Source organism: Chryseobacterium sp. MA9 (assembly GCF_024399315.1).
Classification (GTDB): Bacteria; Bacteroidota; Bacteroidia; order Flavobacteriales; family Weeksellaceae; genus Chryseobacterium.
The window spans coordinates 609,078-635,571 of the sequence record NZ_CP075170.1 but is presented as its reverse complement, the minus strand read 5'-3'; the positions used below and the strand labels follow the sequence as shown (position 1 = coordinate 635,571).

The window sequence follows — 26,494 nt, the reverse complement described above, 5'->3', positions numbered from 1 at the left end:
ATGATGTTTATCATCCAAAATAATCATAATTCTGCAATGAAATAATGTGGGTCAAAATCTGTGAAAAAACGGTATTGAATAAAGGTTTCAGAGAATTTATCTGAATGAAAATTCTTTGAATAATTTCAACTATTCAGATTTAATAATTGAATAAAAAAGCTTGCTTAACGTCTGTAATTTCCTGAAAGAGCTTTACTTTATATCAATAAAAAAGGATAAACAGAAATCTGTTTACCCTTTTGTTGTATTGAATTAAGAGAATTTTATCCTCCGAATTTATCTGCATAGTCTGTTTGAGAAGCTTTAATCACTTTTCTTGCGTGCTCAGCTCCGTAAACCTCCTGGATTCTGCATTTTGCAGGCTCATCCGGTAAGTTTTTATACGTAAGGAAGTAGTGCATTAATCTTTTTACTTCAGCTTCTGGCAATTCAGAAATATCTCTGAAGTGTCCGAAAGCGTGGTCATTAATCATTACTGCAACGATTTTGTCATCAGCTTCACCTCCGTCGATCATTTTAAAACCTCCAATTGGAATAGCTTCCATCAATAAACCTCCTGCATGGATGTTGTGAGAACTTAAAACACAAATATCAAGAGGGTCATGATCTCCCATTGTAACATCAGTAGCTCCTGATTCTACAGCAAGTCTCATTACTTCCTTATCACAGTATGTTCTAGGAACAAAACCATATAAAGCAGGAATGATGTTAGAGAATTTCTGTGGTCTGTCTACTTTTAAGTATCCAGTTTCTTTATCTACTTCATATTTAATAGTATCTGAAGGAACAATTTCCACAAATACGTTTACAACATTTGGCGCATCTTCTCCTGCAGAAATTCCGTGCCATGGATGTGCTTTAAAATTTGGAATCATTATTTATCTGTTATTTTTTAAGTTATTATTAAAATTTCTTTTCTTAAGTCTTCTATTGTTTCAACTATATAATCGTTGCCTTCCATGTAGTTCATGATGAAAATCGTTTTGAACTCATCCAGCTGAACCTCTCCTTTCAATCCATCATATGTCTTGTGAAGCAATTCTATGATCGCATTTTTAGAATCTACGATATTCTTCCATGAATTTTTTGTGATATATAACTGCTGTGAAGAGTTATATTCAAATTCTTCATTAATTGTTTTTTCGGTAAGGAAAATAAATTCATGAACGGCTAGTTCTCTATCAAACCTCTGGATAAGGTTTGATGGTTTCATTCTGTCCAGAAACAGGGTCATTCTTTCGTAAGAATGTGCCTTATTCTCAGAATTAGACTTCACGGTGAGTAGTTTGATTTCCTGATTTTTAAGGGTAATGTACGAGTGTACAAATTGTCTGAGCAAAACCAGAAAAGGAATTGCAATAATCAATGCAAATGCATACGGTAGATATCCTGAAAGACTCGTCATAATTTTAGACTGCAAAATTACTAATTATTTTCCGTCTTCTAAAGAGTTTTTAAATATATCCACTCTAGAACTTTGTATATAAATTAATGCCAGTATAATTACGAGATAAAAGCCTAGCATCATCCTATTTACCAAAGACGGAAAAACCAAAAATCTCAGCATGACCGTTACATAAATAATTGCAAAAAACAAAACCTGGGCCTGATTCTTTTTATTATGGAATGAAAAGTGATTAGCCAGAATAATGACGATAAAAATCAACAGAACCGGAAAATAGGAAGCGTTGAATTCCAACATTATATTACTTTTAATAAAGTGAAAATAATCTGAAAAAGAAAACGGATCAGGCTGTGAGACAGGATAAATCTGCACTTTAGTAAACTGATTCATAAAGAGTGTAGACCATGAAACCTGATTAAAAATCTGTATTAAAAAGAAAGAAAGAAACAGATATCCGTATGATATCAATAATGAAGCTGTTTTCACCTGAAGCTTGTTTCTATAAAGATAAATAAGGCCATACAGGAAAGAATAAAAAATAAAATATTCCGGTCTTGTAAGAATACACAGCATGGCAAAGATACCAGCAAGAAAGAAATTTCTTCTTATTAAGAATACATAGAAGCTCAAAAGAAGCAACAGGCATGATAAAGAATCTGCAGAGACATGTCTGCCCGACTCCTGAAAGGGTTTGAACAGAGAAATTAAAATCGTAATGATAAAAGCAAGACTATAATTTTTCAGAATTTTTATCAAAAAACTGAAAATCAGAATAAGAATCAGGGCGTAAGAAATAATTGAAATTAAAGAGTTGGAAGCAGATGCACTGAAACCTAATTTAAAGAACGACCAATTGATGAAATTATAAAAAGGTTTTACTACAAAAAGCTGTAATTCTTCTTCATAGGCTTTAGGATTTTGTGATAATATTTTGTAATAAGTACTTTCGCCCTTCGCCACTTCTTTTACCATTGGGTCTACAGGTCCTAATCCTGCAAAATCAGGATTCTTTTCCCGCAGTTCATCATATACTTTCTGATGAATCTCTTCAATTTTCATTTCGGGATATTCTGTTTTATAAATCAGTCCCATATAGGCTTCCATATCAGTATTGTAATAATGGTTGGTATATAGGTAGTATGACATAAAGCATACATAGATTGAAAATATAAAAACAAGAATATTTTCCCTTTTTTTCATTTGTTGATATTATAAGTATACAAATGTAAAAAAACTATCATTGAAACTTATATTCTTATAAAAAAGCTTTTATGATAAAGGATTACAATTCAAACAATGCAGGTCTTTGGGTCACTTCATGATAACAAACGCTATTTTCATCAAAGAAGTGATAAACAAGGCTCTTTCTTGTTCTGTTTTTATCCGTATGAGGCTCACCACCGTGAAGAATATTCGCATGCCATATTAATAGATCTCCTTTTTTTGCCTTAAAGACTTCTTTTTTCAATCCCAGTTCCTTTACCTTATCCTCAAGGAATGTTTCATAAGCTCTGTAACTTTTCTTACCGATTTTCAAGGCTGTACCTTCGTTATCGTAATCAGAATTAAGGAAATAAGGCAATTTATGGCTCTTAGGAATGTAATGAAGAGCACCATTCGTTTCATCTACATCTTCCAGGGCAATCCATACTCCCAGTAATCCTCCCAAAGGATAAGTCGTCATGTGAATACTGTCCGAATGTGTTTTTTGTTGGCTTCCGTTGATGAAGTTGATACTTTGAAAGAGTTTGGATTTTCCGTCCAGTAAAACAGATAAAAATTCCAGCAGTTCCTTGTCACTTCCAATGTTTTTAATAATCTCTGAATGATGAATGGCAAACATCAGTTTTCCTCCGTAAATAAACTTCAGTGTACCATCCTCCATGAGCTTATCAATTTCTGTATTGATTTGATCAGCCGTTTCCGGAGTCAGGAAGTTTCTCAGAATCATATACCCATTATCGTCATACTGAAGAGCACTTTCTCTATTTTCTCCCGTCAGTTTCTTAAAAAAAGGAGTTTCTGCAAGTTTTACATAATCTACCTTTCTATCGCTGACAGGAAGATTAACAAAATCTTTACTCGAAATACTTGAAAAATAGCTCTTATTAATACCGTATTTTTTATACAGTGGAATATTATGTTTTAACTTATTTTTTTTAAACAAGTTATAAAGCATATATGATAGTTTGTACTGACGAATCTGTTGTAACATAGCTGTTTTACTAAGGATTTATAAAGTTACGGAATATTACTTAATTAGAACCAATCTAAACAATGCTTTTCATCATAAAAATGGCTTCCTTCTCATTATAAGGTAACCTAATTTTTTAAAGAGGTTCTTTTTTGAATTTTCAATAATTGCGTAAGGTCTTAATTCCGGACGAAACCCTCTGAAAAACTCTTCAATATTAGGTAGCTCTCCTCCTTCAAAATCAAAAATATGAGTTTCGATATTTTCTTTAATAACAGTATCAATCAGCACTGATGCTCCTGATAATTTGACGTAATCTTTATCATTAAAATTACCCAAAAGTGCTACCATATTACAATCCGTATAAGTAGCAATTACGTTGACAATCTTGTTTTGATAATAAAAAGCCGTAAACTTCAGGTAATCCAACTTATGAAAACTTTCAAAAATCCTCATGAATTCGGACAAATCATTGTCTTTGCTCAGTCCTATCGTGTTGGCTTCTATAAAAGTCTTTGCTTTGTCAAAAGAAATTGTTTTAACTTCTGATTCTCTTAAAATTTCTTCATTTAAACGAAGTTTTCTTTTTCTTTTGGGGGAATAATTGGTACGTACTTTCTCGTAAGCATCAGGATACAATAAAAAGTTCTTCTTAATTCTGATCTTCGTTCGGAGCTGATTTACATCATTGAACGGATAGGCCCTGATCATGTAATTTTTTTCCAGATATTCTAAAAAAGCCTCATTAAGGTCAACATCATCTTTAGTGGAAAAAATACCAAGTTGCTGGCAAAGTTTCGGATTATGAACAATTTTCATCCCATATTTTCTTACAAAAGGTACAGGCATCACAGCTTCATAATCCTTATAAACCAGAATTTCCCATGGCATTGTAGAAGTTGTATCTAAAAAATCTTTTGTAGCAGAATATTTTCTTTGTTCGGAGTTTTCTAAACATTGAGCATATTTTGCAAAATCAATTTCATGGTATTTCAATCTTCTAATCATAATAATCCTGAGTCCGAGAAACTAAAATAGGAATCCTGCGTGACAATAATATGGTCTAAAAGCTGAATACTTAATGTATTTCCTGCTTCTTTTATTTTTTGTGTAATATTGATATCTTCCCGGCTTGGTTTTAGACTTCCGGAGGGATGGTTGTGGGCAATAATAATACCTGTTGAAAAATGATCCAGCGCTGTTTTATATAGAGTTCTTACATCTACAATAGACTGGCTTATGCCTCCCTGAGTCAATTGTGAAACATGAATCACTTTATTGTTACTATTCAGTAAAATAGCCCAGAATTCTTCTGTTCTTAGATCTGAAAGCTGGTTTCTAAGAACCACATAAGCATCATGGCTGTTACCAATGATAGTTTTCTCAGGAATTTCCTGTACTGCTCTCCTTCTTCCGATCTCTAAAGCTGAAATAATCGAAACGGCTTTTGACTCTCCGATTCCTTTAAATTTCATCAGATCTTTAGCAGAAAGTAAACTTAATTGGTGCCAGCTGTTATTGACAGAGGCTAAAATTTTCCGTGCCAGTTCCAGCGCATCTTCTTCTCTATTTCCACTTCCCATAATAATAGCCAACAGTTCAGAATCAGAAAGGGAGCCCTTACCTTTCTGTAAAAACTTTTCTCTGGGTCTGTCATCTTCAGCAAGGAGTTTTATGGCCATGGAAAAATAAATTATAATGAATATTATCGATTAATAAAAAGCATATAAGATCACCGGTTTTGCAGATGGATCAATATATTTTGCTGTTTCTTTAAGAGCATTCACCGAAAGCATCGGACATCCTAAGCTTAAACATGCCGGAGTCTGAGATTCTACATCCGGAATACATCCGTAAGAATGAAGGACAATTGCCCTTTGCATTGCATTGCTGTTGGTAGAATCAAGGCCTTTTAACCGGTAAGCTTTACCAAACTTTCCTATATAGCTTTCTCCAATGACATATTTTCCAAGAGATGACTGATAGGAACCTTCAACATTACTGAATTTTAAAGCATCTGACTTTGGAATGACTGAACCTGAACCATGGGATACGACAGCCTGCTGTACAATGGTATTATTTTTCAGATTATAAATGAAATAACGGTATTTTCCGGAAGGTATCTTAAAATTGATAAAAACAGCCAGATCCTGATTATACTCTTTTCCTTTAATATAATTTTTAATCTCTAAAATTTTTTCCTGAGGCACGTGTCGTGAATTCAACTGCTGTGATTCAGTTTTTGAACAGGAAATTAAAATTATAAAAAGAAAAATAAAGTGTTTCATTATCTGGTATTATATACTTCTATTCTATAATCATTCCGTCTTTCATAACGAGTTTTCGGTCTGTGATTTCTGCGAGATTTGGATTGTGGGTAACAATGACAAATGTTTGGTTGTATTTGTCTCTAAGATCGAAAAACAACCTGTGAAGATCATCTGCGTTCTTGGAATCCAGGTTTCCCGTTGGTTCATCCGCAAAAATAATTTTGGGTGAATTGATTAAAGCTCTCGCCACAGCTACTCTTTGCGCTTCTCCACCTGAAAGCTGATTGGGTTTATGCTGTAATCTTTGTTCTATTTTTAAATCTTCAAATAAAGCATAAGCCTTTTCAAGTGCTTCTTTTTCATTAGCTCCGGCTATTTTTGTTGGAAGCAGTACATTTTCCAGCGCTGTAAACTCCGGAAGAAGCTGATGAAACTGAAATACAAAACCGATATTCTGATTTCTGAACTTTGAAAGCTGTTTATCATTCATATTAATAAATGATTCTCCTGCTATTTCAATTTCAGTATCATATTTGTTTGATTGGGTTGGATGATCCAAAGTTCCTAAAATCTGCAGTAACGTAGATTTACCTGCTCCTGATTCTCCTACAATAGAAACCACTTCGCCTATTTTGATATGAATATCAACTCCTTTCAGTACTTCTAAATTCCCATAAGATTTATGGATATTTCTTGCTTTAATCATGATTCAAAAATAGTAAATTGCCTCCAAATAAAAAACCGCTTTTTGAAGCGGTTTATATTTTATTTTAGTTTTATTACGATTAGATTTTCCTAATCCATTTATATAGGTCTTTTCTATTAATTTTTTTAATTATTTCCTTCATATTTTGGTGATAAAACTTATGTGAAAAAGTATTATTTTCTTTTTTAGAGTTTATTTTTCTAAACCTAATAAGGTTTTATTAGGAATCTGGATTTTAATTTACCCAAAAACAAAAACCTCCCAAGTTGGGAGGTTTTACTATTTTTCATTTCAGAAAATTACAGTAACAATGTTAATGGACTTTCTAAATATGTTCTTAATGTCTGTAAGAATTGAGCACCTGTAGCACCATCTACCACTCTGTGATCACATGCCAATGAAAGTTTCATTGTGTTTCCAACTACGATCTGACCATCTTTTACGATTGGTTTTTCGATAATTGCTCCTACTGAAAGGATTGCAGAGTTTGGCTGGTTGATAATACTTGTAAAGGTTTCGATTCCGAACATTCCTAAGTTAGAAATAGAGAATGTAGATCCTTCCATTTCGTTAGCTTTAAGACCTTTACTCTTAGCTCTTGATGCCATATCTTTCACAGATGCAGAAATCTGAGTATATGTCATCTGATCTGTATTTTTCAATACAGGAACTACCAATCCGTCTGGAATAGCTACTGCTACACCAATGTTGATATTTCCTCTGTGGATGATCTTATCACCTGCCCAGCTTGAATTTACCTGAGGGTGTTTTCTTAAAGCAATTGCAGTCGCTTTAATAATCATGTCATTGAAAGAGATCTTAGTATCAGGTAAAGAATTGATTTCTTTTCTTGCTTCAATGGCTTTATCCATGTTGATCTCAACCATCAGATAGTAGTGAGGTGCAGAGAATTTACTTTCAGAAAGACGTTTTGCAATAATATTTCTTACCTGTGAGTTTGGAGTCTCTGTATCTTCACCTTGTACGAAGCTTACTGCAACAGGAGCAGCGCTTGCTGCCGGAGCTGAAGCAGCCGGTTTCGCAACTGGCTGATAGTTTTCAATATCTTTTTTAACAATTCTTCCGTTTTCACCAGATCCCTGAACACTGTTGATATCAACCCCTTTATCCTGAGCCATTTTCTTAGCCAGTGGAGAAATTGCTACTCTGTCAGAAGATGAAGAGTCTGCAGCAGGAGCCGTCTTTTCTTCTGTTTTAACTTCTGCTTTTTGTTCAGCTGGTTTTTCAGTTGATGTGGCTGCAGCTTTTGGAGCTCCTACAGCGGAAACATCTGTTCCTGCAGGGCCAATAATTGCTAATACGGAATCAACCGGAGCAGCACCTCCTTCTTCTACACCTTGCTTCAATAATACTCCATTGAATTCGGATTCGAAATCCTGTACCGCTTTATCTGTTTCGATTTCAGCAAGAAGATCTCCTTCTTTTACTGTATCGCCTATATTTTTGTGCCATTTAGCTACTTTACCTTCTGTCATTGTATCAGAAAGTCTTGGCATTGTAATAACTTCTACTCCAGCCGGAACTTCTGTAGCAGCAGGTGCAGCAGTTTCTGATTTGGGCTGTTCTTCTGATTTTTTTTCTTCAGTTCCAGCAGCGGGAGCAGCAGCTCCACCTGTCAATCCTGAAATATCTTCTCCTTCATTCCCGATAATAGCCAAAACAGAGTCTACAGCAGCAGCGCCTCCTTCTTCTACACCTACGTATAAAAGGGTACCTTCTATTTCAGATTCGAAATCCTGAACTGCTTTATCAGTTTCAATTTCAGCTAAAATATCTCCTTCTTTTACTTTATCTCCTACTTTTTTATGCCATTTTGCCACCTTACCTTCCGTCATCGTGTCGGACAGGCGGGGCATCGTAATTACTTCTGCCATAATTTTCTAATATGATAATTTGTTAATGTGATGATGAGAGAATTAAAAAATCTAATTCATTTTCAAATTCTCAAATTATCTAATTATTAATTTTCTAATTTGTCTAGGAATGGATAGTTTTCCTGAGCATATACATACTCATAGATCTTTTCTGCCTCTGGATATGGAGAATTTTCCATAAATTCGATACACTCATCAACAAAGTCTCTTGACTTATTATCCATAGCTTCCAAATCTGCTTCTGTAGCCCATCCGTTTTCTAAAATTCTGTGTTTTACTAGCTCGATTGGATCATCGTTTTTATGAATTGCCACTTCTTCTTTAGATCTGTATGGCTCAGCATCAGACATAGAGTGTCCTCTGTAACGGTAAGTTCTTGCTTCAATAAATGTAGGTCCGTCTCCTCTTCTTGCTCTTTCAATTGCTTCATAAGCAGCTTCAGCTACTTTTTCAGGATCCATTGCATCTACAGCAAGACAAGGCATTTCGTATCCTAATCCTAGTTTATAGATATCTTCGTGGTTAGCAGTTCTTTTTACGGAAGTTCCCATTGCATATTGGTTGTTTTCTACCACAAATACTACAGGAAGTTTCCAGTTCATTGCCATGTTGAATGTCTCATGTAAAGAACCTTGTCTTGCAGCTCCGTCTCCAAAGAAACAGATGTTCACTGCTTTTCTGTCGAAATATTTATCTGCAAAAGCAATACCTGCACCCAAAGGAATTTGTCCTCCAACGATACCGTGTCCTCCGTAAAAACGGTGTTCTTTACTGAAAATGTGCATAGATCCACCCATACCTCCGGATGTACCTGTAGCTTTACCGCAAAGTTCAGCCATGATTCTTTTAGGATCTACTCCCATCGCCATTGGATGGATGTGGCATCTGTAAGCAGTAATCATACTATCCTTTGTAAGATCCATGGCATGCGTGAATCCTGCAGGGATAGCTTCCTGACCGTTATACAAATGTAAAAATCCTCTGATCTTTTGTTTTAGGTAAAGAGAACGGCATTTGTCTTCAAACCTTCTCCACATTGTCATATCTTCATACCACTTCAGGTATACCTCTTTAGAAAATTCTTTCATGTGTTAGCTCTTGCTTTTTTATGATGAAATAGTTGAGCAAAATTATGAAAAAAACTTTGTTTTTATTCTATACATAGATAACTTTTCGTTTTTTCTGTAAAATCTATTTGCAGGCCGAATGGATTATTCTTAATTTTCGACCCCTTGAAAGCTTGATAAAGCAGCGTTTTATCCGTTACATTCTTACCGCGATATATAAGGAATCAGCCTATCCATATGGCTTTTCTGAAACAACACATGATTCGGAGATCTCAGAATTCGTTACTTTTTGTTCTCCTATTTCTTTCCTCTTTAATTATTGTTAATATATCTTTTGGTTATTTCAACAGCTTCTTTTCCGGGGAAAAATCTGTAAGTTTCAGGGTTCTGTCTTCAATTTCATTAACGAAATTACCATATTGCTTTGCTGTTCTGGCTTTAATTTCCTTCCATTCTTTATCTGCCATAAATCCTTCCCACGCAGTTTTCATTGTATCTTCATCTTTCCACTCAAGCAGATAAACAAATTCTGTTTTTTCCCTGAATTCCGATTCCCAGATCGCTACAATAGTAAATCCATATTTCTTCATGATACTGAGTGCATGATCCCGGAAACGGTCCAGAAAAACCTGCTTATTCTCTTTGGGAACTTCATAAATTCTTAACTGATGTACAGGAACCGGCATCGCAGAAATATTTTCCTGAGAAAACTTTTGTCCAAAAATAAAACAACCTGCAATTATCAAGAGAAATGTGAATAGATGTTTCATTATGTAAGATTAAAACTGGTTAGTTAAAGGTATACATTTTCAGCAAAATCTAATATTAATTTAATATAGTTGAAAATATTTAATTCGATCAAAAGCAACTGGCATTGAATCGTTTTCATATGATCGAGTACCTTTCATACCCTGTTTTTCGTTTGTTTTTTGAGGTTATAATGGTATATTTGATTTTTAAACTTGATTATGGAAGAAAAGCAGTCTTCATTACTACATAAAATTTCAAAAGTCATTTCTGACTTCTTTAATCCTCTGGTCTCTCTGATTATTTTTTTTATATATATGAGCATCAGGGAATATACCCTTAAAGATTCTATGATGAACTTCATTCCTATATTAGCTATGATTATTATTCCCGTTGTCATTTGGCTGGTATGGAATGTGAAAACAGGAAGATATACCAATATGGATGTATCCAACCGGGTTCAAAGAAAAACACTGTATATATTTATCGCAGTATGTGTGATTGCTTATCTTATTTTCCATTACATCAGAAACGGATCTGTTGATTTTGTCATGCTGTTTATTTTAATACTTCTGTTTGCTCTTCAGGTCAGCAATCTTTTCATCAAAAGCTCAATGCATACCGCATTCAATATATTTGTAGCAGCGTTATTTTTTAATCTTGACTGGAAAATGGGTCTGCTATGGCTGGGAATTGCCGCTTTGGTCGGGATTACCCGCGTTATTTTAAAACGTCATACGGTAAAAGAAGTATTTATGGGGGCTGGAATAGCTTTTATGGTATCTTTTATCTATCTTTATTGCAATATTCAATTTCAACATTAGAGTACTCTATGAAAATAAATCATCTTACTGCCGCAGAAGAAAACTTTATGAAGCTGTTTTGGAAAATGGAATCTTTCTATCTGAAGGACGTTATGGAGCAGCATCCGGAACCTAAACCACACCAGAATACGGTTTCTACTTATTTGAAAATATTGGTTGAGAAAGGCTATCTATCCACTGTAAAAGAAGGAAGAATTTTCAAATATTCAGTGCTTGTTCCTTTGGAAGGATATAAAAAATTCCTATTGAAAGAACTTTCGCATAACTTCTTTAATAATTCAGGGAAAGAAATCCTGGAGTTTTTATTAAGCGAAAAATTAATCTCCCAGGAAGATATGAAAGGATATTTTGATTTAAAAATCGAAATAAAACCAGCAAAAGTTGAAGAACCAAAGTTTGAAATTGCTGAAGAAATCTTAAGTCCTAAAAAAGAGAAGAAGACCAAAGGAAAAGAGAAAGAAAAGGAAAAAGACAAAAAGAAAAAGAAGAAAAAAGATTAATCTTACTGTCAAAAAACACCAAATCATGAAAACAAAATTCCAGGAAACTTTAAGCCGGGCCAATGAAGTAATCCTTCGTTACCCAATGGTTCTTGCAGTGGCTTTATTAGCTGCAATTGGTGCTATCTGCATTGCTGAAACAGAGCTTGAGGAAGTCACAACGTACATCAAGTTCACTATTTGTGCCTGTCTCGGAATTTCAATGATGTTTGCTCTGAAAATGGTATCACAGAGAATCGGGAAAGAATTACTATTACACCTATGTGGTGTTGCTTTTCTTATTGGGTTTTATTGTATCCTGCCAAATAAAAAGAATAATTTCACTGAGGTTTATGCTTATATCATTGCAGTTACGGCTCTTCTCTCCCACTTATTGGTTTCTTTTGTTCCGTTTCTTGAAAAAGACAGGGAACTCAGATTCTGGCAGTATAACAAAAATCTTTTTGTCAATTTCTTCCTTACTGTAGTATTTACAGGGGTTTTGACCGGCGGAGTTGAATTGGCCATTTTAGCTGTTGATAAACTTTTTGATTTTCATTTTCATCACAGGATTTATACCGATACATTTTTTGTTCTGGCTATTTTCGGGAGCAGTTTTATTTTCCTTTTATTTAGTGACAAAGGTTTAAATAATCTTGAAAAAGATGGAACATATCCTGTTGTTTTAAAGTTTTTCACTCAGTTTATTTTGATTCCGCTACTTCTTATTTACGTAGCGATTCTTTATTTTTATTCTTTTAAAATCCTGATCAACTGGCAGCTTCCAAGAGGCTGGGTTTCTTATCTTGTGCTAGCGTACAGCATTGTTGGGATTCTGGCATTACTGCTGGTACATCCGTTAAAAGAGGAAAATGCGAAATCATGGGTTAAGATATTTTCAAAAGCATTTTATTACACCATTGTTCCTTTGATCATCCTGCTTTTCACAGCTATTTTTACAAGAATTCTGGAGTATGGCTATACAGAACCAAGATATTTTGTTTTCCTTCTTGCACTTTGGCTGCTGAGTATTGTTGTTTACTTTATTTTCAGTAGAAAGGCAACAATAAAGTTTATTCCCGTCAGCTTATTTATATTTGGAGCTTTTGCTTTAATTTTCCCTTATCTCAATGCTTTCAGTGTTGCCAAGAGAAGTCAGAAGACAGAACTGATGAATATTTTAAATCAAAATCAGTTAATCAGTGCCGGTAAAATTAATTTTAATAAAAAAGTTACGGATACAGTCCGTAATGAAATTGCTGATAAATTTGAATTTCTGGCGGAGAGAAAACAAAGTAAATTTTTATTAAACCTCTTGAATCAAAAAGATCAGTCCGAGTTATCCGATAATATTGAAAAGGGTACATTTTATAACATTAATTATAACATTCAAAATAAATTTTCGGATGTAAATATCACCGTTAAAAATAAGCCTTACGAGCTGAACAGAATTGTTCTTGTTCCTGAAAAGCAAATTATAGGAATCGAAAACTATCAATATTTACTTTCTTTCCATCGTTACAGCAGAGATCCGCAGAAGCTGAATGAAGACCAGTTTGAACTTACAGATCAGCTGACTGATAAATTCTCATTGAGACTGAGATTAAATTCTAAGGAAGAAGTAGATTTCGGACCAAAAATCATTCAATTATTTGAAGAAAATAAAAACAAAAACGGAACCGTAAAAGTTCCTGATCTGGCAATGGAATCTGATTTGGGCAAATACCATGTCAAACTTATTTTCAGTGAAATTACAAGAGAAAAATATTCCGATAATGAGCTGGCCAGCATTTATTATGAGAATGTTTATATCCTGATAAGATTAAAATAATGAATAAAAAAAGACTGCCACAAGAGACAGTCTTTTTTTATTGTATATAAAAACGGTTTATCTATTGGTTCCGGAGCTCCATAGTGGAGAATTTCTTCCGTAGATCACAAGGTTCCCGTCATTTTGTACTGTAAGTTTTGTAGCACCTCTGTTCTCTGTATTTGAACTCCAAACAGCTCTATTATAAGAATCATATACTACCAGATTTCCGTCACCCTGAAATTCAGCTTTGCTTCCTCTGTTATCAGTTGCTGTAGCCCAGATAGCATTCCCGTTTCTATTAGCCAAAACAAGATTACCATCATCCTGAAATACCAGATAATAGCGTCCGTCTGAAGAATAAAGTTTTGCATCCTTACGGAATCTGTAGCCTGTTGACACATAATCTTTATTGCCGTAACGATCACGATTACCCCAGCCATTATTGTTTCTGATACCGCCTTTAGATGCCCATAGAGGATTAGACCCATTATAAATAACAAGATTACCATCATCCTGAACAGATAATTTGTCAGCTCCTTTACCGTCAGTATTTGAACTGAAAGCAACTCCGTTCCCACGTGAATATACTACCAGATTACCATCTTCCTGAAAAATTGCTCTTACGCCTCTGTTGGTAGTTTTCGATTCCCATGCAGGAGAACCGGATCTGTTATAAAAAACGAGGTTTCCATCATTCTGGAAGATCAGATAATACTCATTGTTATCTGCCCAGTATTTTTTATCCTGTCTCAATGTCTGCCCTGCATAAATGCTTTGTGCATTGATCAGCAACCCGCCAAACACCATCATTAATGCTAATAAATGTTTTTTCATTATAATTACTTTTTGATTGATTGATAATTTTCTAAAATTATGCCAAAACACTTCAATATTTCAATACAAAACTCTAATCAAATGATTTACTGGAAATTAAATTACATAAAAAAAGCGGCTTAAAAGCCGCTTCATATTTTTACCAACGATTTCCGCCGCCTCCGCCACGGTTGTTGTTACCACCACCATAGCCTCCGCCACGGTTGTTGTTACCACCACCATAACCTCCGCCACGGTTGTTGTCGAAGCTTCTTCTTGGTTTTTCTTCTCTAGGCTTAGCCTCAGATACGTTTAGAGCTTTTCCGTTGAATTCTTTTTGATTAAGAGCTTCAATAGCCTGCTGTCCTTCTTCATCACCCATCTCTACGAAACCGAAACCTCTAGAACGACCAGTTTCTCTGTCTGTAACGATTTTAGCTGATGATACATCACCAAATTCTGCGAATAGATCGTGCAACTCATACTCTTTAGTTGCGTAATTGATGTTTGAAACAAAAATGTTCATTTTGAATAAATTAAAAAATTAATAAAAATTTGGTATATAAAAGAAAAACAACATAAATTAATGAACAAATATTGATTCCAAATATAAACGTATGCAAGATACAATTAAAAATTTCAAATCAAAGCTTTTTTTTAATATTTCTCACATTATGTTGAATCTCTAAAACCAAAAACAATCTAAATATAATAAAAAATACTGATTTACAGTTAGTTATACATACAAATTCATTATTATAAAATTAGTTAATTTTTTTTAAATAAAAAAGACATTTAACATCTATAACTTTGATAATCTATAAGATAGTATTCTATTTATAGAACTCTCTGCCATCTGAATTTAATAAACACCAACTAAAGTCAGAAAATGAAACAGCATACTACTAATTATACCAACACTCTTATTGAAGTAGCCGAAGATTGCCCTGTTTCCCAGGCTCAGATTCCTGTTGAGAAAAAAGAAAAAACAATTGCCCGTCTTCAGTACGAGATACTGATAAAAAATCCTTATAAATATTCATCAGATGATATTATTTTTGAGTGTTATGCCATTAAAAATGATATTTCAGAACACGAAAAACAGAAAGAAAGAGAAAAATTCTTTTCTAAAGGCCAGCCATGTCTCCGCTGCTCTCCCCTGGCGAAGAAATATGGATTTGGGTTTCATCATAACTCAGAAGGAAAAGTTGCCATGATTCCCGTAGAAAGCGAAGAATATCAAACGTTATTGAATGACTCCGCTGTTACAAAAACAAAAGCTATGCGCTCCAAAAGAAAATGATTGAGAAAATGAATCATTATTTTCAGATCAATAAATACTATTCTTTTGAAAACATCAGCTTTTAACACTAAATTTGTGGTACACAATTATTAAAAGATATGAACTACCATACCAGAAAATGGGTAAAACCTGAAGACCTAAATCCAAATCACTCTCTTTTCGGGGGAAGACTCCTGCAATGGATTGATGAAGAAGCAGCATTGTATGCTATTATCCAGTTGGAAAACACAAAAGTAGTGACCAAATTTATCTCTGAGATTAATTTCGTCAGCTCTGCTAAGCAAGGTGATATTATAGAAATAGGTATTGAGGCAACTCATTTCGGTTCCACCTCTGTTACTTTAAGATGTGATGTACGAAATAAGATGACCCATCAAACCATTATTACTGTAGAAAAAATCGTAATGGTAAACCTGGATGCGGAAGGCAACCCTGCTCCCCATGGCAAAACCCAGATTGAATTTGTAAAAGACAGGTTAAACAACAGTTTATGAAAATTTTCATAAAAAACATGGTCTGCAACAGGTGCATTGCGGCAGTGGAAAACATCTTCCGTAATGCTGATGTAAAAACAAGTGCCATCTTATTAGGTGAAGCAGAAACAGAAACTGACGTTTCTCCTGAAAAAATGCAGGCCATAGAAAAAGAACTGCTTGATACAGGTTTTGAAAGAATTATGGATTCTGCACATCAGGTTGTTGAAAAAATCAAAAACCTGATCATCATAAAGATCAGTGACCTCGATATTGCTGAAAACTTTCTGCTTTCAGAATTTCTAAGTTCAAAACTTCATAAAGACTACAGTGCACTTTCAAAAACATTTTCACAAAACGAAAATATCACATTAGAACAGTTCTTCATTCTGCAGAAAATCGAAAAGGTAAAAGAACTTCTTCTCTACAATGAATTCAATCTTACTGAAATTGCCGGAAAGCTCGGCTATAAAAGCGTTCAGCATCTTTCTACTCAATTCCGGAATATAACAGGGTTTCCACCCACTGAATTCAAAAAACTTAAAGAACACAACCGCAAAGCGCTTGACAATCTATAAATAGAGGGTTTGAGTGTTGGAGAATGTAGAAATACAGATATTTAATACCCTCACTCAAACACTCCCACTCTCAAACCTAATTTTATAACTATTATCCTTAAATTTATAACAACCTTAGCATTCCATTTTGGAAATTTGTAGTATAAATTTAAGAATCATGGAACAACAGTATAAAATACTCGGAATGACCTGTTCCGGCTGCCAGAAAAAGATTTCAAATCAACTGAACAGTGTTGAAGGTGTTCAAGCAGATGTCAATCTGGAAAATAATACCGCAACAATTACTTCTGATCATGGAGTAAAACTTTCAGTTTTAAATGATGCTTTGGCAGAAATAGGAAAATACAGACTTGAAGACCCAAATAATCCTGAGAAAGCCTTTGTAAAACCTCAGGACCGCGTATCTCCGTCATCAGTATACTATTGTCCCATGGAGTGCGAAGGGGATAAAGTATATTTCAAACAAGGAGAAAGATGTCCTGTCTGCAAAATGTACCTGGTACCTATTGAAGAAAAACTAGCCAAAGATCCAAATCATAAACCAACCTTTTCCGCAACCAACCTCCCGGAAAACTTTAAAGACAGTATAGGAAAATATTATTGTCCGATGTTTTGCGAAGGGGATAAAGTATACAATGAAAAAGGAGACTGCCCGGTTTGCCATATGCATTTAGAACCGATCACGGAAGAGCTTGTTCAAAAAGGAGATTCACACCAACATCATTCTCATTCCCACGCTCACAATCATCATGATCATCACAGCCATAACCACGAGGCTCCTAAAGTAACTGATGAAATGGCAGGCAGGTATTACTGTCCGATGTATTGTGAAGGAGACAAAACCTATGACTCCAACGTAGGATGCCCTGTCTGCGGTATGGACCTGGTAAAGTATCCGGAAAAGAAAACTGCAAAATATACATGTCCTATGCATCCGGAAATCATTCGTGATGAACCGGGAGACTGCCCAATCTGTGGAATGGATCTCGTAAGAATGCCAGACAGCGGTGATGATGAAGAGGATGAAACATACAATATATTAAAGAAGAAGTTCATTACTTCATTAGCATTTACAATTCCCGTTTTCATTCTATCAATGGGCGGTATGTTTATCAATTTTCCTTTTTCTCATCAGATTCAGGGGTTTATCGAACTTGCTTTAACTCTTCCGGTGATGTTTTATTCCGGATGGTTCCTGTTGAAAAGAGGATGGGTTTCTTTCAAAACATGGAATCTCAATATGTTCAGTCTTATTGCTCTGGGTGTGGCTGCCGCATTTATTTTCAGTATTGTAGCTTTAGTATTTCCTGACATTATTCCGCATGAAATCCGTGGGCACAATCATGAAATCCCTTTATATTTTGAAGCAGTCTGTGTGATTTTAACCCTTGTTATTTTAGGTCAGCTAATGGAAGCTGCAGCTCATAAGAAAACAGGCAATGCCATCAAAGAATTGATGAATCTTTCACCGGATGAAGCCAACCTTATTGTAAATGGTGAAGAAAAGAAAGTCTTGCTTTCTCAGGTGAAAATAGGAGACCTTTTAAAAGTAAAACCGGGTGAAAAAATTCCTGTTGACGGAAAAATCACCGAGGGAAATTCTATCGTAGACGAGAGTATGATCACAGGTGAACCTGTTCCTGTTGAAAAGAATGTAGATGATAAAGTATCTTCAGGAACAATAAATGGTAATCAGGTATTCATAATGAAGGCAGATAAAGTAGGTGATGAAACACTGCTTTCACAGATCATTAAAATGGTAAATGAAGCCAGCCGAAGCAAAGCTCCCATCCAGAAACTTACTGACAAGGTTTCAAAAGTATTTGTTCCCGTTGTAATTCTTATTGCTGCACTTACTTTTATTCTGTGGCAGTTTTTCGGCCCGGAAGGAAAAAGAACCTTATTTGCATTCGTGAACGCTGTGGCGGTTTTAATTGTAGCATGTCCGTGTGCCTTGGGGCTGGCAACTCCTATGTCTTTAATGGTAGGAATAGGGAAAGGCGCCAAAAACGGAATTCTGATCAAAAACGCAGAAGCTCTGGAGCAAATGAATAAAGTAAATGTTTTGATTACAGATAAAACAGGAACTTTAACAGAAGGAAAACCTTCAGTAGAACATATTGAAACCGTAACAGGAGATCAGAATCAGATTTTAAAACTGGCTTTCTCTTTAAATCAGAACTCAGAACATCCACTTTCTAATGCTGTAATAAAAAGAGCAAAAGAAGAAAATATAACTTCTGAAAAAGTAGATCAGTTTGAAAACATTTCCGGAAAAGGAGTAAAAGGAAGTATTAATGGTAAGACCGCGTACCTGGGAAATGAAAGCCTGTTGGTCTCGCATCAGATCATCATTCCGGAAAGTTTAAAACAAAAAGCTGTGGAAGTACAGTCAAAGGCACATACGATCTCTTATATTGCACAGGATCAGCAGGTGCTTGGATTCATAAGCTTTACGGATAAAATAAAAGAAAGTTCAAAAAAAGCAGTTAAACAACTGATGAGCGAAGGAATTGATGTGATTATGATGACTGGAGATAATGAGCACACAGCCAAAGCAGTTGCCGATGAATTAGGAATCAAACATTTCAAAGCCAACTGTCTTCCGGAAGATAAGCTGAATGAAGTAAAAAGACTGCAACAGCAAGGCAAGATCGTGGCCATGACCGGAGATGGAATTAATGACTCCCCTGCCCTTGCCCAATCAAATGTAGGAATTGCCATGGGAACAGGAACGGACGTGGCCATTGAAAGCGCTGAAATCACTTTATTAAAAGGAGATATCCTGGGGGTTGCAAAAGCAAAATTATTAAGTGAAAAACTTCTTAAGAACATTAAAGAAAACCTGTTCTTCGCGTTCATCTACAATGTACTGGGAGTTCCGATAGCGGCAGGATTATTGTATCCATTCTTTGGAATTCTGTTATCACCAATGATTGCTGCTGCTGCAATGAGCTTCAGTTCCCTATCTGTGATACTGAATTCATTGAGATTAAACTCCGTGGATCTGGATATAAAATAACATTATGACAAAAGAAAATCTTTACATAGGGTGTTCAGGGTTTTATAATAACGACTGGAAAGGGTCCTTATATCCTGAAAATGCCCCAAGTAAAGATTTTCTTTCTTTATACTCAAAAATATTCAATGCAGTAGAAATCAATTCTACGTTTTATAGAAAACCTACATCAAAAACATTGTTGAAGTGGCATGATGAAACTCCTGATTCTTTTAGGTTTTTTATTAAAATTCCAAAATCCATTACCCATCAAAACCGTCTTGAAAATTCAAAAGAAGACATTGCAGCGTTTTGCAGCCACATCCAAAGCCATCTGAGTGAAAAACTCTCCGGGTTTCTATACCAACTCCCTCCTTCCTTTAAAAATACTCCGGAAAATATAGAACGTATCATCAGTTCTATTGATCATACATTTCTGAATGTAATCGAATTCCGGCACAACTCATGGTGGCAAAAAGAAATCTTTGATCTGCTAAACAATCTTGGTATTGCTTTTTCCGGTGTAAGTTTTCCGGCTGATCTTCCTGAAGATTTGATAGTTAACCATCCATCCATACTCTATTACAGACTTCACGGAAAACCGGTACTTTACAAATCTGAATACAGCGAAAATTTTTTGAATGAACTTGCCGGGAAGATTAAAAGCTCTCAACAAACTGCTTTTATATTTTTTAATAATACCTGGGGAACTGCAGCCATTAAAAATTCACTGTACTTGAAAAGTATTTTAGAAAAGTAATTATCATTTATTTTTTCAACAATCTGATTCTGCTTATAAAATAATTCCCCACCATATGAAGAATATTGAAACCTTAATAAAAATAGAAAAACCCTATTGGTTTCGCATTTATAAATGTTAAAATTTAAACAAAAGCAAATCATAACTTTACTATGTCCCTGTAAATGGAAATCTCCCTTAAAATAAAGTTCTTAAAATAAACTTAAAAAGGCGAAACACAGCAAAATATGGCATGTAATTTGTTAACTTTCAACTGTTATTTTTAACGATTTTTAACAATTTAAACTCCATTATCTTTATGAGAAAAATTTTTGCGGGAAAGTCTACAAATAAGACTTTTCTCGGGATGTTTGCATTGATGAGTGCAACTTCGGCTTTATTGTATAGCTGTAATTTCAAGAATGAAGTGAATAGCGATCCCGTCGTCAATTCACAAGAGCATCCTTCCGCAGAAATACCCTCTAAAATGGACGATGAAAACATAGATCCGGATAAAAGAGTGATCTACCTTACCTTTGATGACGGCCCCAATCAGGGAACCGAAAATCTTTTAAAAATCCTGGATAAAAGAAATGTTTGTGCAACCGCCTTTCTGGTAGGGAAACACGCCTATGGAAGCAAAAAACAGAAAGATGACCTGCAGCTTCTGAAGCAAAACCCTCTTGTAGAACTGGCCAATCACAGCTTTAGCCATGCCCATAACAAATACACTGATTTTTATAAAAATGCAGAATCAGTAGTCCACGATTTTGATATCGCCAAAGACAGCCTGAGGCTTTCCGATAAAATAGCAAGAACTCCCGGAAGAAATATCTGGAGGCTTAACAATATTAACGTAACCGATATCAAAAGTTCTGCTGCAGCTGCAGATGGTCTTAAAAAAGCAGGCTACAAAGTAATCGGCTGGGATCTTGAATGGAGACCTTCCCAGAAAATGACTTTAAAAGGAAGCCATGAAGCAATGATCAAGAAAGTTGACAGTATTTTCTTTAACGATCTTGAGAAAACTTCAAGACACCTTGTTTTCCTTACTCATGATCAATATCTCAGAGATACAGACTCTATCAATGAGCTGGATCTGTTTATTGAAAAACTGCAGAAAAGCAACAAGTTTGTTTTCAGAAAGATTTCTCAATATCCTAAGATCAATGAAGTTTTGAATTAATTTTTATATAAAAAGGACAATGTAAAATGTATCTATCACTGGCAACTGTCAGGGAATTTTCGGAAATTTGCATCTATGAGTATTAAAGAAAATTATAAATCCATAAAAGATCAGCTGCCATCCAATGTTCAGCTGGTTGCTGTTTCAAAAACACATCCCGCTTCTGCTGTTCAGGAAGTATATGATCTGGGACAGAGAGTTTTTGGAGAAAACAAGGTACAGGAACTGATGGAAAAATATCCCCTCCTTCCTCAGGATATCCAATGGAATCTTATTGGCCACTTACAGACCAATAAAGTAAAATATATTGCTCCTTTCATAGATACGATACAAAGTGTGGATTCTGAAAAATTATTATCAGAAATCAATAAAGAGTCGGGAAAGAACAACAGGATAATTAAGGTTCTGCTGCAGGTAAAAATTGCGGCTGAGGAAAGTAAATTCGGACTTGAAATCACTGAGGCTAAAGATATGTTTCAGCAGTATTCTGAAGGTCAGTTCCCTAATGTTGAAATTACCGGTTTAATGGGAATGGCGACATTCACGGATGATGAGCAGCAGGTAAGAAATGAATTTTTAATCCTAAAGGGCCTTTTTGATGAATTAAATCAACTAAAAACACTAAATACATTATCAATGGGAATGAGTGATGATTTCCCGATAGCTATTGAGTGTGGTGCTAACTCTGTGAGAGTTGGATCTGCAATTTTTGGAAGAAGAGACTATTCAAAATAGAATATTTAGGTACAGTTTTTGCTAATAATTGAAACAAAAAATTTAAATTTGCAACTATGCAAAAAATCCTTATAGTAGAAGACGAAAAAGCAATCTCGGGAGTACTTCACAGTATTCTTTCGGATGAACTAACCGATTATGAATTTGTTATCGCTGAAGACGGCCTTGAAGGTTATAAACAGGTTGAAAAAGAAGATTTCGCATTGGTGATTTCTGATATCAAAATGCCTAAACTTTCAGGAACTGAACTTTTGAAGCAAAGTCTCGCACTAAAACCAGAAACTACTTTTATCATGATCTCAGGCCACGCAGATATTGATTCTGCTGTTTCGTGTTTGAAAGAGGGTGCATACGATTTTATCTCCAAGCCAATTGATATCAACAGATTGATCACGAGTGTGAAAAATGCTCTGGTGAAGGAAACCCTGAAGAAAGAAAACAAAAATCTTCAGACTGAAAACAAAACTTTAAAGAGAAAAGTAAATAAAAAATACCAGATGATCGGTGATTCTCCTGCTCTTCAAAAGATTCAGGATATGATTGAAAAAGTAGCCGTTTCTGACGCCAGAGTTCTTATTACAGGGCCTAACGGTGCCGGAAAAGAATTGGTAGCCCATGCCATCCACAATCAAAGTGAACGCGCAAGAGGACCTATGATAGAGGTAAACTGTGCTGCAATTCCGTCTGAACTTATTGAATCTGAACTTTTCGGACACGTAAAAGGATCTTTTACAGGAGCTATTAAAGATAAGCAGGGAAAATTTGAACAGGCTAACGGCGGTACGATCTTCCTTGATGAGATTGGTGATATGAGTCTTATTGCTCAGGCTAAGGTATTGAGAGCTCTTCAGGAAAGCAAAGTTTCTCCCGTAGGAAGTGATAAAGAAATAAAAGTTGACGTAAGAGTAATTGCGGCAACCAATAAGAATATGCAGAAAGAAATTGAGGAAGGGAAATTCAGAGAAGACCTTTACCACAGACTTTCTGTTATTGAAATCTATGTTCCGCCATTGGATGACAGAAAAGAGGACATCAAATTGCTGGTTGAGCATTTCTCAGGTATGATTGCTGATGAGCATGGTACTGCTGTGAAAAAATTTGATGATAAAGCTGTTGATGCTTTAAAATCCCTTTCATGGACTGGAAATATCAGAGAATTAAGGAATGTTGTGGAGAGATTGATTATTCTTGGTGGAAATACTGTTTCTGAAGGTGACGTTGCAAGTTTTGTAAGGAAATAATAAAGCTATTATTTACGATATTATAAAAATTTGCAGTGTTACCACTGCAAATTTTTTTTTGTCCCTATTTGAATTATAAACTATATGAATCTTAAAATATTATGAAATTTTTAAACAAAAACTATACGAAAGAATGTCTGACTTTGGCTCTGCCTGTGATGCTTACTCAGGTGGGGCAAGTTTCCGTAAACTTATTCGATAATATTATTGTCGGAAAACTTTTGGGTGCTGATGCATTGGCATCCGTTTCATTGGGGAATGCTGTGTTTTTCTCCATATTTGTATTAGCTCTGGGCTTTTCATTTGCTATCCCACCATTGGTTTCGGAAGCACATTCAAGACAGGATCATGCTACAATCAATTCTGTTTTCAGTCATGGTTTTATCATCAACATGTCTGTTGGGATAATCCTGATGGTAGTCTTACTTATGGGGATGCCGCTACTCTATCATTCTGGGCAGCCGGCCAAAATTATTCCTGATACAGTAGGCTTCTTAAGTATCATGGTAATCAGTATGATCCCATTTATGGCATTTCAGACGCTTCGTGAAGTTTCCGAAGGTTTATCCTATACCATTGGAGTTACCAAGGCAACCATTATTGCAAATATCATCAATATTGCCTTAAACTATGTCTTTATCAAAGGGCTTTGGGGAATTCCTGCAATGGGTGTACAGGGATCTGCTCTGGCAACCTTGATTTCCAGAATTTTCATGGTTGTTTTCCTTTATTTTGTCTTGGTGAAAGAAGAAAAAACAAGACGTTATATCAAAGATTTTTCTTTAAAAATTAAGGATTTCTCAAAGCAAATGTTTGATAAAATGGTGAAACTGGGATTGCCTACAGCTTTACAGATGTTCTTTGAGGTAACGGCTTTCGCCGGAGCTGCATTTATCTGCGGACTGATCTCTGCTCATGATATTGCTTCCCACCAAATCGCCTTAAGTATGGCCTCTTTCACTTTTAACTTATGTGTTGGGTTTAGTGTAGCCTCTACAGTAATGATCGGAAGAAAAGTGGGTGAACAGAATTTTGTGGAACTCAGAAAGGTAGGAATCAACAACCTGAAGATTGCCTTTATTTTCATGTGTATCTGTGGATTGGTATTTATTTTAGGAAGGAATATACTTCCAACTTTCTTCACGAAAAAAGAAGAAGTAGAAGTTATTATGCTGGCTTCAAAACTAATGATTATTGCAGCACTGTTCCAGCTTTCTGACGGAATCCAGGTAACTGCTTTAGGAATGTTGAGAGGTTTACAGGATGTGAAAATTCCATCTATTTATACTTTCATCGCTTATTGGGTGATTACTATCCCATTGGGATATTTCTTCTGTGTGACCCTGGAAATGGGTGCATTCGGAATGTGGATTGCACTTGGATTAGGATTGACAGTTTCTGCTGTTTTCCTGGTAAAACGATTCCTGAATATGTCTGCGAAAAGAATTAAGCAGAGTTCATAAAAACAAAAAAGGCTGTTTCAATATTTGAGGCAGCCTTTTTTATATCCGTTAATTTATAACAGAACATTGATTTATGTCCTTTCTTATGCATATTTTCTAAACACAAATAGCACAAATTAAATTCACAAATAGACACAAGCTTATTGGCTTTCCTACTCAATTTAATCTATCCTCTTTCCTAGAATCTTCAGACTTCTTTCAACACCATCCAGAATGGCTACATCAGGAAGACTTCCCCAATCTTCAAACCCGAAATATCTGAACAGTTTTAAGCTAGGTTCATTGTGAAGGAAAATAAGAGCCACCAGATTTTTCACTCCGAATTTCCCTGCATTATCAATACAATACTGAAGAATTGTTTTGCCATATCCTTTTCCTCTGCAGGCTTCATCCAGATAAATGCTTACTTCCACCGTTCCGTTGTATGCTGCTCTCTCATGGAATGAACTGAAGCTTACCCAGCCGATAATCTGGTTTTGTTCATCTTCAACCACCCAAAGTGGTCTTGTCTGAGGGTTATGTTCTTCAAACCACTTTAGTTTGCTGTCTACCGAGACTTCTTCCATATCTGCAGTGACCATTCTTGAAGCAATTGTTGAATTATATATGGCTACGATTTTGTTTAAATCTGCCAACTCAGCATTTCTGAACTTTAATTTTTCCATGAATATTGGATTCAACTTATTTTAATGCAAAAATACTAAATTTTAAAACTACCCCTATAAAATTTCAATATTTTATCTAAATTTCAATATTAAAATAAAACCATCCCTCAAATAAAACACATATTTCTTAATTTTAATCAAACATAATTTTTTTTTGTTGAAAATGGCAAAGACGTGATGGAGTGCAATATTTTGCTGTTATTAATCTCCCTTCTATTTACTGAAAACTTTCGATTTTCTTGTGCCTTTACCTTTTACCAAATATTTTATTTCAAATCTTTCAAGATTCTATTCAAGCTTCTGACTGTAATTCCGAGATAAGCAGCCATATCCTCTTTGGAGATCTGAATATTCTGCTTAGACTGCATTTGCAACAGCTGTTTTAAAGTATGTTCTACCGTATATAGCTGTTGATAAGATGCTCTGCTGGAAGTATTGATAATCCGTTCTGCGAAAGACTCTAAAAGAAGATTGTTTAAGACAAGATCATTTTTAATCAAAGACCTGAAAGCAGGAATCTTTACTGCGTATACCGTAGCTTCTGTGAGCGCTTCAATAGTACACAGACATTTTATATTCCTGATAAGCTCCACTTCTCCTATCACTTCCCCACTTCCGAGAAATTCTACAATATATTCTTTCCCGTTCTCTTCAACGAAATAACATTTAACAATCCCTTTTTTGATCAACATCACATGGGAAGGCTGATGATCCTGTATTAATATTTTATTCCCTGCAGAAAAAGACTGTAATGTAATATCATCACTAACATTCTGCTGTTCATACAGCTCGTCAAGATAGTTTAAAAATGTCTGATTCGTCCTTAACATATTCACCCGGGACAAATGTCCTTTGCTTATTTAATTTTTATACTGAATTTTGCGAACAGAAAATTACAAA

The 26,494-nt window shown here is 35.2% G+C and carries 27 protein-coding genes; 12 read left to right on the top strand and 15 right to left on the bottom strand.

The genetic code is table 11. From position 1 onward, the window contains the following. Positions 1-263: 263 nt before the first annotated feature. The 11 genes from KIK00_RS02890 to KIK00_RS02840 all read right to left on the bottom strand — a co-directional run bounded on the left by KIK00_RS02890 (position 264) and on the right by KIK00_RS02840 (position 10,307). Positions 264-875, bottom strand: coding sequence for an inorganic pyrophosphatase (locus KIK00_RS02890; protein ID WP_047375226.1), 612 nt, complete (start codon positions 873-875; stop codon positions 264-266). A gap of 17 nt (positions 876-892) precedes the next feature. Next, the gene (locus tag KIK00_RS02885; protein WP_047375228.1) at positions 893-1,405 is read right to left on the bottom strand and encodes a hypothetical protein; all 513 of its coding nucleotides are present in this window, start codon (positions 1,403-1,405) and stop codon (positions 893-895) included. A gap of 24 nt (positions 1,406-1,429) precedes the next feature. After that, the gene (locus tag KIK00_RS02880) at positions 1,430-2,605 is read right to left on the bottom strand and encodes a hypothetical protein (protein WP_255815055.1); all 1,176 of its coding nucleotides are present in this window, start codon (positions 2,603-2,605) and stop codon (positions 1,430-1,432) included. Positions 2,606-2,687: 82 nt separating this feature from the next. Further along, a complete protein-coding gene (locus KIK00_RS02875; protein ID WP_255815054.1) occupies positions 2,688-3,620 on the bottom strand; it encodes a phytanoyl-CoA dioxygenase family protein in 933 nt (310 codons plus the stop codon). Positions 3,621-3,692: 72 nt separating this feature from the next. After that, entirely contained in the window at positions 3,693-4,607 is a 915-nt protein-coding gene (locus KIK00_RS02870; protein WP_255815053.1) for a hypothetical protein, read from the bottom strand. After that, positions 4,604-5,281, bottom strand: coding sequence for a DNA repair protein RadC (radC, locus tag KIK00_RS02865; RefSeq protein ID WP_255815052.1), 678 nt, complete (start codon positions 5,279-5,281; stop codon positions 4,604-4,606). The genes KIK00_RS02870 and radC overlap by 4 nt, the downstream gene beginning before the upstream one ends. 30 nt (positions 5,282-5,311) lie before the next feature. Continuing rightward, positions 5,312-5,824: a murein L,D-transpeptidase catalytic domain-containing protein gene (locus tag KIK00_RS02860; RefSeq protein ID WP_255815051.1), complete on the bottom strand. Its 513-nt coding sequence runs from the start codon at positions 5,822-5,824 to the stop codon at positions 5,312-5,314. 82 nt (positions 5,825-5,906) lie between these two features. Further along, positions 5,907-6,575, bottom strand: a complete 669-nt coding sequence (locus KIK00_RS02855) for an ABC transporter ATP-binding protein (RefSeq protein WP_255815050.1) — start codon at positions 6,573-6,575, stop codon at positions 5,907-5,909. Positions 6,576-6,874: 299 nt separating this feature from the next. After that, positions 6,875-8,470, bottom strand: a complete 1,596-nt coding sequence (locus KIK00_RS02850; protein ID WP_255815049.1) for a pyruvate dehydrogenase complex dihydrolipoamide acetyltransferase — start codon at positions 8,468-8,470, stop codon at positions 6,875-6,877. 86 nt (positions 8,471-8,556) lie between these two features. Beyond that, positions 8,557-9,558: a pyruvate dehydrogenase (acetyl-transferring) E1 component subunit alpha gene (gene pdhA, locus KIK00_RS02845; protein ID WP_255815048.1), complete on the bottom strand. Its 1,002-nt coding sequence runs from the start codon at positions 9,556-9,558 to the stop codon at positions 8,557-8,559. 317 nt (positions 9,559-9,875) lie between these two features. After that, positions 9,876-10,307, bottom strand: coding sequence for an NIPSNAP family protein (locus KIK00_RS02840; RefSeq protein WP_255815047.1), 432 nt, complete (start codon positions 10,305-10,307; stop codon positions 9,876-9,878). Positions 10,308-10,505: 198 nt separating this feature from the next. Here KIK00_RS02840 and KIK00_RS02835 point away from each other — a divergent pair, with 198 nt between their 5' ends. Genes KIK00_RS02835 through KIK00_RS02825 form a run of 3 tightly spaced genes read left to right on the top strand, consistent with a single transcriptional unit; the run spans position 10,506 to position 13,418 of the window. After that, the gene (locus KIK00_RS02835) at positions 10,506-11,108 is read left to right on the top strand and encodes a phosphatase PAP2 family protein (RefSeq protein WP_255815046.1); all 603 of its coding nucleotides are present in this window, start codon (positions 10,506-10,508) and stop codon (positions 11,106-11,108) included. A gap of 8 nt (positions 11,109-11,116) precedes the next feature. After that, complete coding sequence (locus KIK00_RS02830) at positions 11,117-11,608, top strand: BlaI/MecI/CopY family transcriptional regulator (protein ID WP_255815045.1); 492 nt, start codon at positions 11,117-11,119, stop codon at positions 11,606-11,608. A 25-nt stretch (positions 11,609-11,633) separates the two neighbouring features. Next, positions 11,634-13,418, top strand: a complete 1,785-nt coding sequence (locus KIK00_RS02825) for a DUF4153 domain-containing protein (RefSeq protein ID WP_255815044.1) — start codon at positions 11,634-11,636, stop codon at positions 13,416-13,418. A 57-nt stretch (positions 13,419-13,475) separates the two neighbouring features. Here the strand turns inward: KIK00_RS02825 and KIK00_RS02820 are convergent, their stop codons facing one another. Next, positions 13,476-14,234 (bottom strand): hypothetical protein, encoded by a 759-nt coding sequence (locus tag KIK00_RS02820; RefSeq protein WP_255815043.1) that lies wholly within the window; start codon positions 14,232-14,234, stop codon positions 13,476-13,478. Between the two features lie 139 nt (positions 14,235-14,373). Next, complete coding sequence (locus KIK00_RS02815) at positions 14,374-14,739, bottom strand: RNA-binding protein (protein ID WP_047384580.1); 366 nt, start codon at positions 14,737-14,739, stop codon at positions 14,374-14,376. Between the two features lie 363 nt (positions 14,740-15,102). Between KIK00_RS02815 and KIK00_RS02810 the strand changes: the two genes are divergently transcribed. The 9 genes from KIK00_RS02810 to KIK00_RS02770 all read left to right on the top strand — a co-directional run bounded on the left by KIK00_RS02810 (position 15,103) and on the right by KIK00_RS02770 (position 24,929). Further along, positions 15,103-15,516 carry a DUF6157 family protein gene (locus KIK00_RS02810; RefSeq protein ID WP_255815042.1) on the top strand — a complete coding sequence of 138 codons (414 nt, stop codon included), beginning with the start codon at positions 15,103-15,105 and terminating at the stop codon, positions 15,514-15,516. A gap of 98 nt (positions 15,517-15,614) precedes the next feature. Further along, positions 15,615-16,010 carry an acyl-CoA thioesterase gene (locus KIK00_RS02805; protein ID WP_255815041.1) on the top strand — a complete coding sequence of 132 codons (396 nt, stop codon included), beginning with the start codon at positions 15,615-15,617 and terminating at the stop codon, positions 16,008-16,010. Next, positions 16,007-16,567, top strand: coding sequence for an AraC family transcriptional regulator (locus KIK00_RS02800; RefSeq protein ID WP_255815040.1), 561 nt, complete (start codon positions 16,007-16,009; stop codon positions 16,565-16,567). The genes KIK00_RS02805 and KIK00_RS02800 overlap by 4 nt, the downstream gene beginning before the upstream one ends. Before the next feature lie 157 nt (positions 16,568-16,724). Further along, a complete protein-coding gene (locus KIK00_RS02795) occupies positions 16,725-19,589 on the top strand; it encodes a heavy metal translocating P-type ATPase (protein WP_255815039.1) in 2,865 nt (954 codons plus the stop codon). A gap of 4 nt (positions 19,590-19,593) precedes the next feature. After that, positions 19,594-20,325: a DUF72 domain-containing protein gene (locus KIK00_RS02790; RefSeq protein WP_255815038.1), complete on the top strand. Its 732-nt coding sequence runs from the start codon at positions 19,594-19,596 to the stop codon at positions 20,323-20,325. 298 nt (positions 20,326-20,623) lie between these two features. Further along, positions 20,624-21,490 (top strand): polysaccharide deacetylase family protein, encoded by an 867-nt coding sequence (locus KIK00_RS02785; RefSeq protein WP_255815037.1) that lies wholly within the window; start codon positions 20,624-20,626, stop codon positions 21,488-21,490. Positions 21,491-21,565: 75 nt separating this feature from the next. Next, complete coding sequence (locus tag KIK00_RS02780) at positions 21,566-22,225, top strand: YggS family pyridoxal phosphate-dependent enzyme (protein WP_255815036.1); 660 nt, start codon at positions 21,566-21,568, stop codon at positions 22,223-22,225. A 56-nt stretch (positions 22,226-22,281) separates the two neighbouring features. Then, complete coding sequence (locus tag KIK00_RS02775; protein ID WP_047375267.1) at positions 22,282-23,466, top strand: sigma-54 dependent transcriptional regulator; 1,185 nt, start codon at positions 22,282-22,284, stop codon at positions 23,464-23,466. 101 nt (positions 23,467-23,567) lie between these two features. Continuing rightward, complete coding sequence (locus KIK00_RS02770; protein ID WP_255815035.1) at positions 23,568-24,929, top strand: MATE family efflux transporter; 1,362 nt, start codon at positions 23,568-23,570, stop codon at positions 24,927-24,929. 161 nt (positions 24,930-25,090) lie between these two features. Here the strand turns inward: KIK00_RS02770 and KIK00_RS02765 are convergent, their stop codons facing one another. Next, positions 25,091-25,594 (bottom strand): GNAT family N-acetyltransferase, encoded by a 504-nt coding sequence (locus KIK00_RS02765; RefSeq protein WP_255815034.1) that lies wholly within the window; start codon positions 25,592-25,594, stop codon positions 25,091-25,093. A 266-nt stretch (positions 25,595-25,860) separates the two neighbouring features. Beyond that, on the bottom strand, positions 25,861-26,424 hold the full coding sequence (locus KIK00_RS02760) for a Crp/Fnr family transcriptional regulator (protein WP_255815033.1): 564 nt from the start codon (positions 26,422-26,424) through the stop codon (positions 25,861-25,863). Between the last annotated feature and the right edge of the window lie 70 nt (positions 26,425-26,494).